Below are 15,397 nucleotides of genomic sequence, written 5' to 3' on the forward strand. Positions count from 1 at the left end.
TGACATGATAAACTTGTCCCGCTGGAAGGTTGGGGTGGTCGCCGCCGCCGCACTTCTCGGCATTCTTTTCTCCGCCGCCAACTTCATGCCTCCGGCCATGCGGGACAGCATCAAGGGCTTCTTCCCGACGCAGACGCTGAACCTCGGCCTTGACCTGCAGGGCGGTTCTTACCTCCTGCTCGAAGTCGACACCGACGGGCTGATGCGCGACAAGGCGGCCAAGCTGCTCGATGACGTCAGCGCGCGCCTGAAGGATGAGAATATCCTGTTCAGCAACCTGGCCGTCCAGGGCACGACCGTCAGCGTCCGCATCAACGACGCAGGAAATGTCGACAAGGCCTTTGGCATCCTGTCCAAGCTGGCCACGCCGCTGCCGCGCAATCCGGGCACCAAGGACCTGAACGTGTCGCGCGGGTCGGACCAGACAATCACCCTGGCCCAGAACCCCGACGCCCAGAAGGAAACGGCCGCCAGCGCCGTCGACACCTCGATCGAAGTCATCCGCAAGCGCGTCGACTCGCTCGGCACCAAGGAACCGTCGATCGTCCGCCAGGGTGCCAACCGTATCGTCGTCGAAGCGCCGGGCGAAAGCGACCCCGAGCAGCTGAAGCGCGTCATCGGCCGTACCGCCAAGCTGACCTTCCAGATGGTCGATTCGACCGTCACGCCGGCCGACATCGCCGCCGGCCGCATCCCGCCGGGTTCCGAACTGCTCCCCGATTCCGAGCAGGGTCCGGGCGGCAAGCTGGCCGTGCGTTCGCGCGTCCTCGTCACCGGCGGCAACCTGACCAATGCCAGCATGGGTACCGACCAGTACCAGCGCCCGGCCATCGAATTCCGCTTCGACGGCCCCGGCACCAAGGCCTTCGGTGACGCCACGACCCGCTATACCGGCCAGCGCTTCGCCATCATCCTCGACGGCGTCGTCATGTCCGCTCCGAACATCCAGGAGCCGATCGTCACCGGCAGCGGCCAGATCACCGGCCACTTCAGCCCGCAGGAGGCGTCGGAACTGGTCAACGTGCTGAAGAGCGGCGCGCTGCCCGCCCAGCTCAACATCGTCCAGCAACGCACGGTCGGCGCCGAACTCGGCAAGGACGCCGTGCAGGCCGGCATCAATTCGACCATCATCGGCTTCCTGGTCATCGTCGCCTTCATGGTGCTTGCCTATGGCTTCATCTTCGGCGGCGCCGCCGTCGTGGCCCTGGTGGTCAACCTGTTGCTGATCATGGCCGCCATGACGGTCTTCCAGGCCACCCTGACGCTGCCTGGCGTCGCGGGCCTGATCCTCAGCCTGGCCGTGGCCGTCGACGCCAACGTTCTGATCTACGAACGGATCCGCGACGAAGAACGCCTGGGCCACAAGGTCGTCGCCGCCATGGACATGGGCTTCAACCGCGCCATCGTGTCCATCCTCGACGCCAACATCACCTCGCTGATCTCGGCGCTGATCATGTTCGCCTTCGGTGCCGGCCCGGTCAAGGGCTTCGCCTGGACGCTGGCCATCGGCGTGTTCACCTCGGTCTTCACGGCCATCCTGGTCAGCCAGGTCCTGCTCGGCTGGTGGTACAAGGCCACCAAGCCGAAGACCCTTCCGATTTAAGAGTACACGCCCATGCAATGGCCTCTCATTAAAAACCTGCCGACCGAGTTCCACTTCCGCTTCACCAAGTACGCACCGGTGGCAGCGATTGTTTCCGGCCTGGCCGTGCTCGGCACCGTCATCGTGCTCTTCACCATGGGCCTGAACCTCGGAACCGATTTCGCGGGCGGCAACGTCCTCGAAGTCCAGACGCCGGGCCCGATGCCGACCGCGCAGCTGCGCGCCAGCATGAAGACCTTCGGCGCCGAGGACGCCACCGTCCAGCCCTTCGGCAGCGACCGCGACGCGGTCGTCAAGTTCAAGCTCCCCGAAGTCAAAGGCGACAACGACAACGAGCGCGTCGAAGGCATCAAGGCCAAGCTCGGCCAGACCTTCCCGGGCATGACCTTCAAGCGCACCGAAGTCGTCGGCCCCAAGGTGTCGGGCGAACTGATGCGTTCGGGCCTGTTCGCGCTCGGCGGCGCGCTCGCGCTCATGCTGCTCTACATCTGGTTCCGCTTCCCGTCGGGCCTGCAATTCGGCGCCGGCGCCGTCATCGCCGTGCTGCACGACGTGGTGCTGACCATCGGCATCATGGGCCTGTTGCAGATCGAATTCTCCATGACCTCGATCGCCGCGCTGCTGACCGTCATCGGTTATTCGATGAACGAAAAGGTCATCACCTTCGACCGGCTTCGTGAAAACCTGCGCAAGTTCAAGAAGACGCCGCTGGCCGACATCATCAACCTGTCGGAAAACGAACGGTTGTCGCGGACGATCATCACCGGTTCGACCGCCATCCTGGCCCTGGCCGGCATGCTGTTCCTCGGTGGTCCGGCCCTGTTCCCGCTGGTTTTCGCCATGGTCTTCGGTATCTTCGTCGGCACCTATTCGTCGATCTACGTCGCCCTGCCGATCATCCTGATCTGGGGTGTCAACCGTAACGACGAAGACGCCGAGATTATCGACATGGGCGGCTTCAAGGGCAGCAAGAAGCAAAAGCCGCTGCCGTAATGACGTCTGACGCGACAAATGAATGCGAGCCGCGGTCGGAAGACCTGCGGCTCGCTTCCGTTTTTATCGGCGATGCGCAAAAGCGCGCCGACGTGCTGGCCCTGTATGCCCTGCTCGAAACCCTGCAGGATATTCCCGGCCGCGTCAGCGAGCCCATGCTGGGCGAGATCCGCATGCGTTGGTGGTATGAGGCCGTCGAGGAAATCCGCGATCGCCGGACGCCACGCTATCATCCCCTGAGCGAAGCCCTGCAGCGCATCGTCGGCCAGTATGCTTTGCCGGCCGAAGACCTGCTGACCCTGATCGAAGGCCAGTTGCCGCTGCTCGACGCCGGTCCGCTCGACATGCGTGCCGCGCTCGTCATCGTCGACAAGGGGGAGGGGATGGCGGCGAAGCTGGCCGCCCGCATTCTTGATCCGTCGGCTGATGCCTCGGCCCTGGCTGATCCGGCGCGTTTTGCCGGAATGGCGCGGCTTAAACGCGCCGGCCGTGTGCCCGAGGCGGGCGAAGCCGAGGCCGCACACCTGTACCGCGATGCCGCCAAGGCCGCCAAGACCCTGCCGGCCAGCCTGATGCCCCTGGCCCTGCCGGCGGCGCTGGCGGGCGATACATGGACCGGACGGGCGCGGGGACCTTTGTCGAAACGCCTGAAACTGTTTTGGGCCTTTGTGGCGGGAAATATCTGAAATTCGGCAGCCCGGCCCGTTGCTGCCAGGTGCGGAACGGCCTACCTCAGGCGCCACAGCCTGAGGAGCCGCCATGAGCCGTCCGCCCTTTCCGCCCTTCGATCCGCAAACCGCCGCGCAGAAGATCCGCATGGCCGAAGACGCGTGGAACAGCCGCGATCCGGCGCGTGTGGCCCAGGCCTACACGCCCGACAGCCAGTGGCGCAACCGCGACCGGTTCATCACCGGCCGCGCCGAAATCGAAGCCTTCCTGACAGCCAAGTGGCAAAAGGAAAACGACTATCGCCTGATCAAGGAGCTGTGGGCCTTCACCGGCGACCGTATCGCCGTGCGCTTCGCCTACGAATATCACGACGCCGCCGGCCAGTGGTTCCGCGCCTATGGCAATGAGAACTGGGAATTCGATGGCGAAGGCCTGATGCGCCGCCGTCTGGCCAGCATCAACGACCTGGCCATCGCCGAAGCCGACCGTCTGTTCCACTGGGAGCGCGGCGACGCGGGGCGGCGGCCGGACACCCACCCGGGCCTGAGCGACCTCGGGCTCTGACCGTTACTTCTTCTTCCAGGGAAACTTCTTCACCAGGTCATCATACGGCATCTTGGTCGTCGTCACCGGCGGCGGGGCGGCGGGCAGCACCACCTTGTCCGGATAGGCCTTCCAGCCGCTCAGGATAAGCTCCCTGAACCCGCGGCAGCCCGGCATGACCCGCACCGCGCCCGAGATCGGCTTGACGAAGGGGGCGGGCTGGCTGACGTCCGGGCGGGCCGGATCGATGAACAGCCAGTCGCCCTTCAACCCATAGCCGCCTTCGCCGCCGGCGCGCACGGCGTTATAGGCGATGCCCGTATGGAACTGGTCGACGCCGAAGGCGATCATGGCGCGATAGAAGATGTCGTCGGCCTGCAACCGCATGTTCGGCTGGCCGATCGTATAGAGCCAGTCGTGGATGATGGCGGCGCGCGCCGTCGGCCCCTGCGGATCGATCACGCCCTGGCCGTACCACGGCACCGAGGCAAAGTCCGTCACATACCACTTCGGCACCACGATGACGTAGCCCGTCACCGGATCGCAGTAGGGGAATTCCTCGTTGAGCGTGAAGAGCTTGCGCCCTTCCTTGGAGCGGTTGAACAGGATCACCGGCTGCGGCGTCAGCGAGCTTGGCACCACCTTGGGCGCTACCGGCACATAGACCGTCGTCGTCTTTTCCGCGCAGCCCGCCAGGGCCATCATCGCCCCGGCCAAAACAAGAGCCGCCCCCCGGCGCCAAGTCATCGCACGCATCCTTCGTCTATTCCGCTGGAATCACATTCGACTGAGGCTCTAGCCACGAATTAAGGTCATTTAATGCCCTCAGGCTCATCAGCCGCTTCTTGGCGCGGCCGCGTTCCTTCAACGGAATTTTCACGCCGTCATCATCCTTTTTCGGTGCTTCCATCGGCGGCAGCAGACCATAATTGATGTTCATCGGCTGGAAGGCGCCGCCCTCGAGGTGGCCGACCGTGATGTGGTTGATCAAGGCCCCCAAAGCCGTCGTCTCCGGCGGTTCGGACAACACAACGCCCTTTGCTTCGGCGGCGGCGAACCGCCCGGCCAGCAGGCCGATGGCGGCGCTTTCGACATAGCCTTCGACGCCGGTGATCTGCCCGGCGAAACGGATTGATTTGTCGGGATAAGCCGCCTTCATCCTCAGCTGGCGGTCGAGCAGCTTGGGCGACTGGATAAAGGTATTGCGATGCAGGCCGCCCAGCCGCGCGAACTGGGCGTTTTCCAGCCCCGGGATCATGCGGAAGACATCCGCCTGGGCGCCGTGCTTCAGCTTGGTCTGGAAGCCGACCATGTTGTAGAGCGTGCCCAGCGCATTGTCCTGGCGCAGCTGGATGATGGCGTGCGCCTTGACGGTCGGATTGTGCGGGTTGGTCAGGCCGACCGGCTTCATCGGGCCGTAGCGCAGGGTCTCGCGCCCGCGCTCGGCCATGACCTCGATCGGCAGGCAGCCGTCGAAATAGGGGACGTGCTCCCAGTCCTTGAACTCGGCCTTGGGGCCGTCGAGCAGGGCGTCGATGAAGGCCTCGTACTGCTCACGGTCCATCGGGCAGTTGATATAGGCGGCAGCATCCCCGCCCGGGCCTTCCTTGTCATAGCGCGACTGTTTCCACGCCTTCGACATGTCGATCGATTCGGCGTGGATGATCGGCGCGATGGCGTCGAAGAAGGAGAGGTGGCCTTCGCCGCCCAGCTCCAGCACGACCTTCGACAGCGCTTCCGACGTCAGCGGCCCGGTGGCGCAAACGATATTGGACCACGGCTTGTCCATGAGCGAGGTCACTTCCTCACGCACGATGGTGACCAGCGGATGGGCCTCAAGCGCGGCGGTTACGGCCTGCGAAAATCCCTCGCGGTCGACGGCCAGGGCGCCGCCCGCCGGCACCTGGTGCTTGTCGGCGCAGGCCAGGATCAGCGAACCCGACCGGCGCATCTCTTCGTGCAGCAGGCCCACGGCATTGAACTGCCAGTCGTCCGAACGGAACGAATTCGAGCATACCAGCTCGGCCAGTCCGTCGGTCTGGTGCGCGTCGGTGCCTTTGACACCGCGCATTTCGTGCATCACGACGGGCACGCCCGCCTGGGCCAGCTGCCACGCAGCTTCCGAACCGGCCAATCCGCCGCCGATGACATGTACGGGTGTCACGAAACCGTCTCTCCAGATGTGTACGCCAATCATTTACACCCGGCGGTGAGCGTTTCGCCGCCGGACTGTGGCCCTATAGCAAGAGCCGGGTGCAAATGTGAAGGGTGCGACAAAATAAGCGTTTAAAGGGAAAGAAATTGTTTCTAAAAGGTGAATGGCCCGAAATGTGTGTGATCGGGCAGACAGATTGGGTGGGCATTTTTCAATGAGTTCGAAGCCGTCTTTCTCCCTCGGACGTGCCGTGCCGGCTGCGTTTGCCTTCCTGCCCGCGGGCGTGGGCGGGGCGTTCGCGCCGCTGCTGGTGCTGTGGGGCTTGCTCAGCTTCGGCCACGCGATCCTCTTTCACCTTGTCCATGCCGGCGGTTTCCTTATTGGCGGCAACTGCAACCCGCTGGTCTGTCTCGGTTTCGTCCTGCTCATCGTCGCCTTCAAGCTCATGGCCCACGGCGCGCTTTACCGCTCCGCCACCTTCGGAAAAGACGCGCGCAAGGAAGGCCTCGGTCCGCTCGGCCTGCAATTCGGCGCGCCGGAACTGCGCCTTCTGGCCACCAGCATTCTGGTCGGCCTGTTCTATCTGGTCATCGCCGGCGCCATCTTCATCGTCTTCGCCGTGATCTTCAACCTGTCCGGCCTGGCGGGCGACGAGCGCAATACGCTGAAAGCGCTGCAAACGGTCTTCTGCCGTCACCAGGGCGCCGACTGGATCTTCATCGCCTACGCCGTCGCGGCCCATGTCTTCCTGTTCTTCCTTGTCGTCCGTTTCTCGCTGGCCCATGTCGCCACGGTGGCGCAAAAGAAGATCGTCGCGCTGAATGCGCTGGGGCTCAGCTCGGGCAACGTCTTCAAGCTGTTCTGCGGCCTGGTCCTGTTTTCGGCGCCGCTGGTCCTGGTGATGATCGCGGTCGTCCACCACCTGATGCCGTCCCTGCCGCACGGCGCGCCGCGCCTGATGGCCCATGCCGGCCTTCTGGCCTTCACGATCTTCATTATTTTCCCGCTGATCGCAGGATTTCTGTCGTCGGCCTATAGGCAAATCGTCGATCTACGGGCAAAATAGACGGAGAAACCGTCATGACCATGCCTTCACCCGATCGCCCCGCCAAACTGCCGCTCGATTTCGCATTCGAAGGCTTCCGCATCATCCGACAATCGCCGGCCGTCATCCCGTTCTGGGGTGTCGTGTCGCTTGCCGGCTACCTGGCCAACAAGGCCATCATGCAGGCCATGGCCGGCAACGCCATGCAGGAGCTGCAGGCCGCTTCGCACGGCCGTGACATGGCGGTGATGATGGCGGCGGTGGCTAAGCTGCTGCCGGCCCTGGGCGTCCTTATTCCCCTCGGTATCGTGCTGAACGCCTTCCTGACCTGCGCCGTGTTCCGGGCGATCGGCGGCAAGGCCGGCGCTTTCGGCGGCCTGCGCCTCGGCCTCGACGAGGTCCGCCAGTTCGGCGTCGCGATTCTCTTCTTCCTGATCATGTTCGCCCTCTATGTGGTGGTGATCATCGCGGGCTCGATCGTCGGCGGCATCCTGTCCCTCGGCCTGGGCGCCTTCGGCATGGTCCTGTCCATCATCGCCGCCATCGCCGTCTTCTTCTGGTTCGGCGCGCGCCTCAGCCTGGCGCCCGCCCAAAGCTTCGCCGAAGGCCGCATCGTCATGTTCGGCTCGTGGAAGCTGACCGAAGGCAACAGCCTGGCCCTGGTGGCCGGCTATGTCATCGCCCTGGTCATGGCGGCCCTGGTCGGCTTCCTGTGCTTCGGCATCTTCCTGGCCGGCCTGGCCATCCTCAAAAGCGGCAACGCCCTGGCGGTCGGCAGCGTGATGAACGCCGTGCAGGACGCCGATATCGCCGCCATGGTCCGCGATCCGGCCGTGCTGGTCTATGTCCTGCTGTGGAACATCATCGTCGCGCCCTTGCTGATGGCCATCACCTTCGGCGCTCCGGCGGCCGCCTACCGCTTGCTGTCGGGCCGCTCCGTCAGCGCCGAGTCGGTCTTCTGATATAAAGTCCGTTGCCCGCTGTGGCGTTCCGGCCTAAGCTCCGGGACTCGCACAGGGTGCCGCCTATGGGTCTTCAACTCGACTTTGCCTTCGAAGGGTTCCGCCTGATACGGGCGCGTCCGAAGCGGGTCGTGTTGTGGGGCATCGTCACGCTTTTCGGCTACGGCCTGGCCGCCCTGGTGCTGGTGGCTATCGCCGGCCCAGTCCTGCCGCTGCTCTCCACCGCGGGGCTGCGTGGCCCGGATTCGATCACCGAGGCGGTGGCCCAACAGGGCCTGACGGGCATGATGTCGGCCGCGCCGATCTGGCTCATGACCCAGGCCGTCATTGCCTGCGCGATCTGCCGGGCCGGGCTGGACGGCGGCGACGACCCGTTCGGCCACCTCCGCTTCGGCATCCGGGAAATGCAGGTCCTGGCCGTCATGGCCGTAACCTCGCTTTTGACCCTGGTGGTGATGGTCTCCGTAATCAGCGCCCTGGAAATGCTGCGGCTGGGCGCGGCCTTTTCCGGCGTGGCCTTCGTCCTGAGTTCACTGACCGGCTACCTGATCCAGGTCCGCATGTCGCTCAATGTGCCGCAAAGCTTCGTCCTGCGCCGCATCGACCTGTTCGGCAGCGTGTCCCTGACGCGCGGTTATTTCTGGCCGCTGGCCGGCGGTTACCTCATGGCGTTCGCCCTGGCCTGCATCGTCGACTATCTCGGCGACCAGGTCATCCGCGCCGTCGTCGCCGTCTTTTTCGGCGAAAACGCGCCCGGCACCATTCCCGATGTCTCCAGCCTGGCCGCCTTCCTGACGCCTGCCCGCACCCTGCAGATGGCTATCCTGTTCGGGCTGATCATGCCGCAGACCTCGGCCATAATGCTGGCCGCGCCCCTCGGCGCCTGGAAGACGCTCAGCCCCGCCCCACGTCCCGCCGTGGCGGCCCAATAAAAATCACGGGCGGCAGGTGCCACCCGTGATCCTTCCGGCCTGTTGTTTCGCTTACGCCGCGTGGTTACGGATACAGACGCTTTCGTCATGCACGGGGTAGGGAGCCAGGGCCTCCGCATCGACCGCCACGCCCTGCAACTCGTTCGAAAAGGCGTGATTGACGTCGCGGTGGTGGGCTTCGTCCGCCCGCACGACAAGCACGACATCGCGCAGGGTCGCGGTCGCCGGCAGCTTCCAGTAGCGCAGGGCAATGGCCGGGGCCGGGACGTTGGCGCTGCGGCCTTCATCGATCTCGGCCAGGTAATGGGTATAGCTGATGACCGCCTCTTCCTCGAAATAACCGACGACGCGGTGCGCGGTCTTGGGCGAGATCAGGTACAGCACGAAAAAGCCGATGTAGAAGACCCACTGCACGGCGATGATGACGAAGCGCTCGAACGCCGTCGGCTTGGCGATCTCGATGAAGGTCATCAGGTGCATGCGCTCGTTTTCGGCCTCCTCCATCAGGGTGCGGATCCAGCCACGATCGTCCTTCATGCGGCGCAGGCACTTCAAATGGTTCAACGTGGCGCCGACCATGCCCGGCACGGCGGCGACCGTTTCCAGCACGATGGCGCGGTGGCCGTAGCGCTTGGCGAAGAAGGTGTCGGCGCAGAAACGCAACAGCTTGGTGAAGCCGAAGGCGAAGCGGTCCGAAAACGAAGTCGGCTTATGGTGGACGGTAAGGTCGATGGCGGGTTCGATAAACATTGTCTGAGCCTTTGTACGCGACGCCCGGGGCGACCCCGGTGTGCACCTCTTATAGGCTCGCCCAGGCCCGTCCGCCTTAAAGCCGGGTAACCGGACCATTGATCGATCTGAAGGCTTGAATTGACTTTTGATAAGGCTGTGGAGCCGGCGTTCCTAGTCGGCCTCGGAGCTGCAACTGCGTTCCAGGGGCCAAAGCTCCTTGTCCGCCTTGCCCGACGCCGTGTTCCTCGGCGGCTTGTGGTTGTCAATCAGCGGACTGGGCCGCGCCAGCCGCCGCAATCCTGACGCATTGCCGATCGTCACGGCCCCGCCATGAACCTCGACACCATACTTGCCAAGCCCCGCGAAGGCCCGCGACAGACTTTCCGGCGTCAAGCCCAGCAACGACGCCAGGATGCGCTTTTCGTGCGGGAGCTCGACCGTGTCGCCGCCCCCCTGGCGAATCTGTTGTGTAAGCAGATAGTTCGCCAGCCGTTCGGTGCCCGAACGCAGCTTCTGGCTCTTGATCGTCCGGACCAGTCCGCGATAGCAGCCCGACAACTCCTGGGCGACCGCAAACGAGACACCGGCATCGGTCTTCATGGTGTCCCGCAAGGCATCGGCCGGCACCATGATGATCTCCGAGCGTTCCAGGGTCCGCGCCGACATCAGCACGGGTGCGTCCAGCACCACGGCCGCCAGGATAAAGGTCGAAATCGGCCGTAGCACCGCCATGGTGCTTTCCTTGTCGTGCCAGGTGCCTTGCAGTTCGACCACGCCGTCGAGCAGGATGTGGAGGAAATCCGCCCGGTCGCCTTCGTACAGCAGCGTTGTCGCGGCCGGAAATTTTTGCAACAGGGCGCCCCGCGTCGCCGTCGCGAATGTGTCGGAAGACATGCCTGCGAACAGCTGAAGCGCGCGGATTCGGTTTAGGTCGCTGTCTCTCATGCCCCAAGTCTGCGCCGGGCCACCGGCCGATGCAAGGGGCATCGCATCTCCTGCGACACAAGGTTACAAGCGACAAAAGGCAGAAGGGTGACGGACTACGGCCGTCCCACAAAATATCCGACTGGCCGCGGCAACGTCCAGGCTTCCAGACCTACGGTCCCGGCTCCGCCTGATGGTCCTTACGGTTGGTCGGGAATAACCTGGACCGTCTTCTGGGCCATGACGTCCGCCGAGACCGTGCCGCCGCGCGTATTGGCCAGGGTCACGGTGACGTCGTACTGGCCCGGTTGCAGCACCTGCGTCACGGACTGGAAAGTGCCGGCGGTCGCGAATCCCGATGTGGGCGTCAGCTTTCCGTCTTCGTCGTCCGGACGTACGCTTTTGAACACCTGGCTCAACTCTCCGCCGACCGAACCGGGGTTGTCGGCGAAGACGTCGTCAGGACGGCCGGCGTGCTTGACGGCCAGGTGGGGCGATATCCAGATGCCATGGCCGCACGCCGTCGGCGTGGCGCACAGCTTCACCTCGGCGGCCACGGTCGTCAGGATCAGCAGGCGCGACGGCACCGATACGGTTACGGTCAACGGCCGGGGATCATTCGAATAGATGGCCGGGCTGTTCGCCGAAGCCGCCGGCACGGTGACCCCTGTCCGTTCCGCGGTGTAGAGTCTTACAGCCGTCGATGGCGCGGTGAAGGCCGCCGGGGCCGGCCGGAGATCGGGCTTGACCGGCAGTTTGTCAGGCAGAACCGGCGTCATCTGAAGCGCCAGCATCATGGCAGCCGTAAGCATCGCACCCTCCATTTCCTGTTGGAACGGGGGCGACCTTAGTCCTGAATAACGACGATATCAACTTCCGGCGATATGCAGGAAATCGCGGTCATGGCGGGGCTGCATCGGACGGGCATTGGGGCCCACGAGGCGCTCGAAGGCGTCGGCCTGCTCGGCGCTGATGCTGAGCGGCGAGGAATAGACCAGCCAGGTGACGCCCTCGGTGCAGGGCGGCGTGGTCAGCGAGCCGGAATAGGCATAGAAGTCCTCGGTCGGCGGCTGAAGATCCTGGGCGTTGATCAGAAGGTCGGGCAAGGCGACCGGCTTGCCGGGATCGGTCGGCAGGTAGGTCCACAGCGACCCCAGCATCGGATCGGCCACGCCGACATCGTACAGCACCGACACGATAACCGTTTCGCCCTTGGCGTTCTCGTGCACGAACTGGCTTTCCAGCGTCGCGCGGTGGCCGTTGATGGCGTGCTCGCTGGGGCTATGGAAATCAATATATTGCAGGGTGTACTTCACGTCGTCCAGCACCAGGTCGCCGGCGCCCTGCGGCGTGATGCGGATGGTCTTGCCGGTATTCTGGATCGTCGCCGGCACCGAATTATAGCTCAACAGGATCTTCGAGGTCTGGGGCTTCGTTACGCCATTGATGTCTATCGGCGACTGGCGTGTGCCCGTGCCGCAGGCCACTGCCTTGCCGCCCAGTTGCGCCCAGTGATCCGGGCCGGTGTCGCTGGCATAGGTCCATTTTGTGATGACCGGGCCGCTGACGGCCGCCTGCTCGTGTTCGCCATGCTTGGGCGAACACGCGGCCATCAAAACCAGAAAGGGCAGGGCGAAGGCGATTCTCATGCCCTCACACTGCCCCGGAATGGTTAAGGTTTGTTAAGCGTGTTTTGGCTTGGAAAGCCAATGCAAGCTTCTTCTCCTCTCCCCGCTTGAGGGGAGAGGAAAGGCGCGAAGCGCCAAGGTGAGGGGTAACGCCTCAGTGGATACGCGCGCAGATTCTACCGATTTATCTCTCAGGCTCGCCGCCCTCTGCGCTTCATCCAGGGAGAAGAAAAAGACAATCGATATCCGCGGACTCTTTGCCTACTGCGCCGGCTCCAGATGCCGCTTTTTATGCCGCGCCAGCATCGGTTTCAGATACTTGCCCGTCCACGACTTGCTGTTTTCCGCCACATCCTCCGGCGTGCCGAAGGCCACGATCTCGCCGCCGCCGTCGCCGCCTTCCGGCCCGAAGTCGAGCAGCCAGTCCGCCGTCTTGATGACGTCGAGATTGTGCTCGATGACGATCACCGTATTGCCGCTGTCGGTCAGTTCATGCAGCACTTCAAGCAGCTTGCGCGTATCCTCGAAGTGCAGGCCGGTCGTCGGTTCGTCGAGGATATAGAGGGTCTTGCCGGTGGCGCGCTTCGACAACTCCTTCGACAGCTTGACGCGCTGCGCCTCGCCGCCGGAAAGCGTCGTCGCCTGCTGGCCGATCTTGATATAGCCCAGGCCCACGCGCTTGAGCGTATTGAGCTTGTCGCGGATCGTCGGCACGGCCTTGAAGACCTCGGCGCCTTCTTCCACACTCATGTCCAGCACGTCGGCGATCGAATAGCCCTTGAACGAGATATCGAGCGTCTCGCGGTTATACCGCTTGCCCTTGCACACGTCACACGTGACGTAGACGTCCGGCAGGAAGTGCATCTCGATCTTGATGACGCCGTCGCCCTGGCACGCCTCGCAGCGCCCGCCCTTGACGTTGAACGAGAAACGCCCCGGGCCATAACCGCGCGCCTTGGCTTCCGGCAGGCCGGCGAACCAGTCGCGGATCGGGCCGAAGGCCCCTGTATAGGTCGCGGGGTTCGAGCGCGGCGTGCGGCCGATCGGCGACTGGTCGATCTCGACGATCTTGTCGAAATATTCCAGCCCTTCGATCTTGTCGTGCGGCGCCGGATGTTCCGACGCGTTGTTCAGTCGCCGCGCCGCCGCCTTGTACAGCGTCTCCAGGGTAAAGGTCGACTTGCCGCCGCCCGACACGCCGGTGATGCAGGTCATGACGCCGACCGGGATTTCAGCCGTGACGTTCTTCAAATTGTTGCCGCGTGCCCCGATGACCTTCAGCATCTTCTTCTTGTTGATCGGGCGGCGCTCGTTGTCGGTGTCCTGCGAATAGAAGAGGGGGATTTCGCGCTTGCCGGTCAGGTACTGGCCGGTGATCGACTTCGGATTAGCCCGGATAGCCTCGGGCACGCCCTGCGCGATGATCTCTCCGCCATGGATGCCGGCAGCTGGCCCCATGTCGATGACGTAGTCGGCATTGAGGATAGCGTCCTCGTCGTGCTCGACCACCAGGACCGAATTGCCGAGGTCGCGCAGGCCCTTGAGACTGACCAGCAGACGGTCGTTGTCACGCTGGTGCAGGCCGATCGACGGCTCATCCAGCACGTAGAGCACACCCGTCAGGCCCGACCCGATCTGCGACGCCAGCCGGATGCGCTGGCTTTCGCCGCCCGACAGGGTGCCGGAATTGCGCGACAGGTTGAGATAGTTCAAACCCACATCATTAAGAAAGCGCAGCCGGTCTTTGATTTCCTTAAGAATTCGACGCGCGATATCGAGCTGCTTTTCACTCAGCTTCGACTCGATATTGCTGAACCACAGGTGCGCCTGTTCGATCGACAGGCGCGATATTTCCGAGATGTTCTTCGCGTCGATCTTGACGGCCAGGGCTTCGGGTTTCAACCGCGCACCGTTGCACGCTTCGCACGGCGTTTCCGACTGATAGCGCGCCAGGTCTTCGCGCACCCACGACGAATCGGTCTCGCGCCAGCGCCGGTCCATATTGGGCACGACGCCCTCGAACGGCTTGGTAACGTCGTAGCGGCGCGATCCGTCCTGGTAGGTGAACTTGATCTTTTCGGCGCCGGAGCCCTGCAGGATGATTTCTTGGATTTCGGGCTTCAGCTTGTCCCACCTGGTGTCGAGCTTGAATCCATAATGGATTCCCAGCGACTGCAGGGTCTGGGCATAGAGCGGCGACGGCCCCTTCGACCACGGCAGCACCGCGCCGTCCTCCAGCGTCTTCTTGGCGTCGATGATCAGGTTGCGGTCGAAGGCCAGCTTGACGCCCAGCCCGTCGCACACCGGACAGGCACCGAACGGATTGTTGAACGAAAACAGGCGCGGTTCGATCTCGGCGATGGTGAAGCCCGACACGGGGCAGGCGAACTTTTCCGAAAACAGGATGCGGCGCGGTTCGGTTTCGCCTTCGGCCACGTCGGCGAACTCGGCCACCGCCAGCCCGTCGGCGAGGCGCAGCGCCGTCTCCAGCGAATCCGCCAGGCGCGCCATGATTCCGTCCTTGACGATGACGCGGTCGACCACGACGTCGATATCGTGCTTGAAGTTCTTTTCCAGCTTCGGCGCGTCCTCGATGGCATAGTACTGGCCGTCGATCTTCAGGCGTTGGAAGCCCTGGCGCTGCAGGTCGGCGATTTCCTTCTTGTACTCGCCCTTGCGCCCGCGAATGTAGGGCGCCAGCAGCAACAGGCGCGTGCCTTCGGGCAGGGTGACGATCTTGTCGACCATTTGCGAGATGGTCTGGCTTTCGATCGGCAGGCCGGTGGCGGGGGAATAGGGGACGCCGACGCGCGCCCACAACAGGCGCATATAGTCATGGATTTCGGTGACCGTTCCGACGGTCGAGCGCGGATTTTTCGATGTCGTCTTCTGCTCGATCGAAATGGCCGGCGACAGGCCTTCGATCAGGTCGACGTCGGGCTTGGACATCAGCTCCAGGAACTGGCGCGCATAGGCCGACAGCGATTCGACATAACGGCGCTGCCCTTCGGCATAGATGGTATCGAAGGCCAGCGACGACTTGCCCGAGCCCGAAAGGCCGGTCAGCACGACCAGCTGGCCGCGCGGAATGTCGACATCCACGCCCTTGAGATTGTGTTCCCTGGCGCCCCGAACCTTGATGAAGTCCTGATCGTGGTGGGAACTGGCCATGCGCCGCATATCCTTTAAAGCTACAAACCCGTCATATAGG

14 protein-coding genes are annotated in these 15,397 nt (G+C 63.8%); 7 read left to right on the plus strand and 7 right to left on the minus strand.

Annotated elements, in window-relative coordinates:
- The first annotated feature begins 4 nt into the window (after positions 1 to 4).
- The 4 genes from secD (at position 5) to AB8717_RS10460 (ending at position 3,829) form a co-directional block, all read left to right on the plus strand.
- The gene (gene secD / locus AB8717_RS10445; RefSeq protein ID WP_443747275.1) at positions 5 to 1,603 is read left to right on the plus strand and encodes a protein translocase subunit SecD; all 1,599 of its coding nucleotides are present in this window, start codon (positions 5 to 7) and stop codon (positions 1,601 to 1,603) included.
- Between the two features lie 12 nt (positions 1,604 to 1,615).
- The gene (secF, locus tag AB8717_RS10450; protein ID WP_443747276.1) at positions 1,616 to 2,596 is read left to right on the plus strand and encodes a protein translocase subunit SecF; all 981 of its coding nucleotides are present in this window, start codon (positions 1,616 to 1,618) and stop codon (positions 2,594 to 2,596) included.
- Positions 2,596 to 3,282 (plus strand): squalene/phytoene synthase family protein, encoded by a 687-nt coding sequence (locus AB8717_RS10455; protein ID WP_443747277.1) that lies wholly within the window; start codon positions 2,596 to 2,598, stop codon positions 3,280 to 3,282. The genes secF and AB8717_RS10455 overlap by 1 nt, the downstream gene beginning before the upstream one ends.
- A gap of 73 nt (positions 3,283 to 3,355) precedes the next feature.
- Positions 3,356 to 3,829 (plus strand): nuclear transport factor 2 family protein, encoded by a 474-nt coding sequence (locus tag AB8717_RS10460; protein ID WP_443747278.1) that lies wholly within the window; start codon positions 3,356 to 3,358, stop codon positions 3,827 to 3,829.
- Between the two features lie 3 nt (positions 3,830 to 3,832).
- Here AB8717_RS10460 and AB8717_RS10465 read toward each other — a convergent pair whose 3' ends face one another.
- Positions 3,833 to 4,555, minus strand: a complete 723-nt coding sequence (locus AB8717_RS10465; RefSeq protein WP_443747279.1) for a DUF1353 domain-containing protein — start codon at positions 4,553 to 4,555, stop codon at positions 3,833 to 3,835.
- Positions 4,556 to 4,571: 16 nt separating this feature from the next.
- A complete protein-coding gene (gene trmFO, locus AB8717_RS10470) occupies positions 4,572 to 5,972 on the minus strand; it encodes a methylenetetrahydrofolate--tRNA-(uracil(54)-C(5))-methyltransferase (FADH(2)-oxidizing) TrmFO (RefSeq protein ID WP_443747280.1) in 1,401 nt (466 codons plus the stop codon).
- Positions 5,973 to 6,213: 241 nt separating this feature from the next.
- On the opposite strand from trmFO, the gene AB8717_RS10475 reads away from it, so the two are divergent.
- From AB8717_RS10475 to AB8717_RS10485, 3 genes are all read left to right on the plus strand, one after another.
- The gene (locus AB8717_RS10475) at positions 6,214 to 7,029 is read left to right on the plus strand and encodes a hypothetical protein (protein WP_443747281.1); all 816 of its coding nucleotides are present in this window, start codon (positions 6,214 to 6,216) and stop codon (positions 7,027 to 7,029) included.
- Positions 7,030 to 7,043: 14 nt separating this feature from the next.
- Complete coding sequence (locus AB8717_RS10480; RefSeq protein ID WP_443747282.1) at positions 7,044 to 7,970, plus strand: hypothetical protein; 927 nt, start codon at positions 7,044 to 7,046, stop codon at positions 7,968 to 7,970.
- A 65-nt stretch (positions 7,971 to 8,035) separates the two neighbouring features.
- The gene (locus AB8717_RS10485) at positions 8,036 to 8,902 is read left to right on the plus strand and encodes a hypothetical protein (RefSeq protein ID WP_443747283.1); all 867 of its coding nucleotides are present in this window, start codon (positions 8,036 to 8,038) and stop codon (positions 8,900 to 8,902) included.
- A 51-nt stretch (positions 8,903 to 8,953) separates the two neighbouring features.
- Here AB8717_RS10485 and AB8717_RS10490 read toward each other — a convergent pair whose 3' ends face one another.
- The 5 genes from AB8717_RS10490 to uvrA all read right to left on the minus strand — a co-directional run bounded on the left by AB8717_RS10490 (position 8,954) and on the right by uvrA (position 15,357).
- The gene (locus AB8717_RS10490; protein WP_443747284.1) at positions 8,954 to 9,652 is read right to left on the minus strand and encodes an alternative oxidase; all 699 of its coding nucleotides are present in this window, start codon (positions 9,650 to 9,652) and stop codon (positions 8,954 to 8,956) included.
- A 153-nt stretch (positions 9,653 to 9,805) separates the two neighbouring features.
- Entirely contained in the window at positions 9,806 to 10,528 is a 723-nt protein-coding gene (locus AB8717_RS10495) for a cyclic nucleotide-binding domain-containing protein (protein WP_443747285.1), read from the minus strand.
- A gap of 230 nt (positions 10,529 to 10,758) precedes the next feature.
- Complete coding sequence (locus tag AB8717_RS10500) at positions 10,759 to 11,370, minus strand: hypothetical protein (RefSeq protein ID WP_443747286.1); 612 nt, start codon at positions 11,368 to 11,370, stop codon at positions 10,759 to 10,761.
- Between the two features lie 57 nt (positions 11,371 to 11,427).
- Entirely contained in the window at positions 11,428 to 12,207 is a 780-nt protein-coding gene (locus AB8717_RS10505; RefSeq protein WP_443747287.1) for a carbonic anhydrase, read from the minus strand.
- 240 nt (positions 12,208 to 12,447) lie between these two features.
- Positions 12,448 to 15,357: an excinuclease ABC subunit UvrA gene (uvrA, locus tag AB8717_RS10510; RefSeq protein ID WP_443747288.1), complete on the minus strand. Its 2,910-nt coding sequence runs from the start codon at positions 15,355 to 15,357 to the stop codon at positions 12,448 to 12,450.
- Positions 15,358 to 15,397 lie beyond the last annotated feature (40 nt).

The organism is Asticcacaulis solisilvae (assembly GCF_052327315.1).
GTDB classification, from domain to species: Bacteria; Pseudomonadota; Alphaproteobacteria; order Caulobacterales; family Caulobacteraceae; genus Asticcacaulis; species Asticcacaulis solisilvae_B.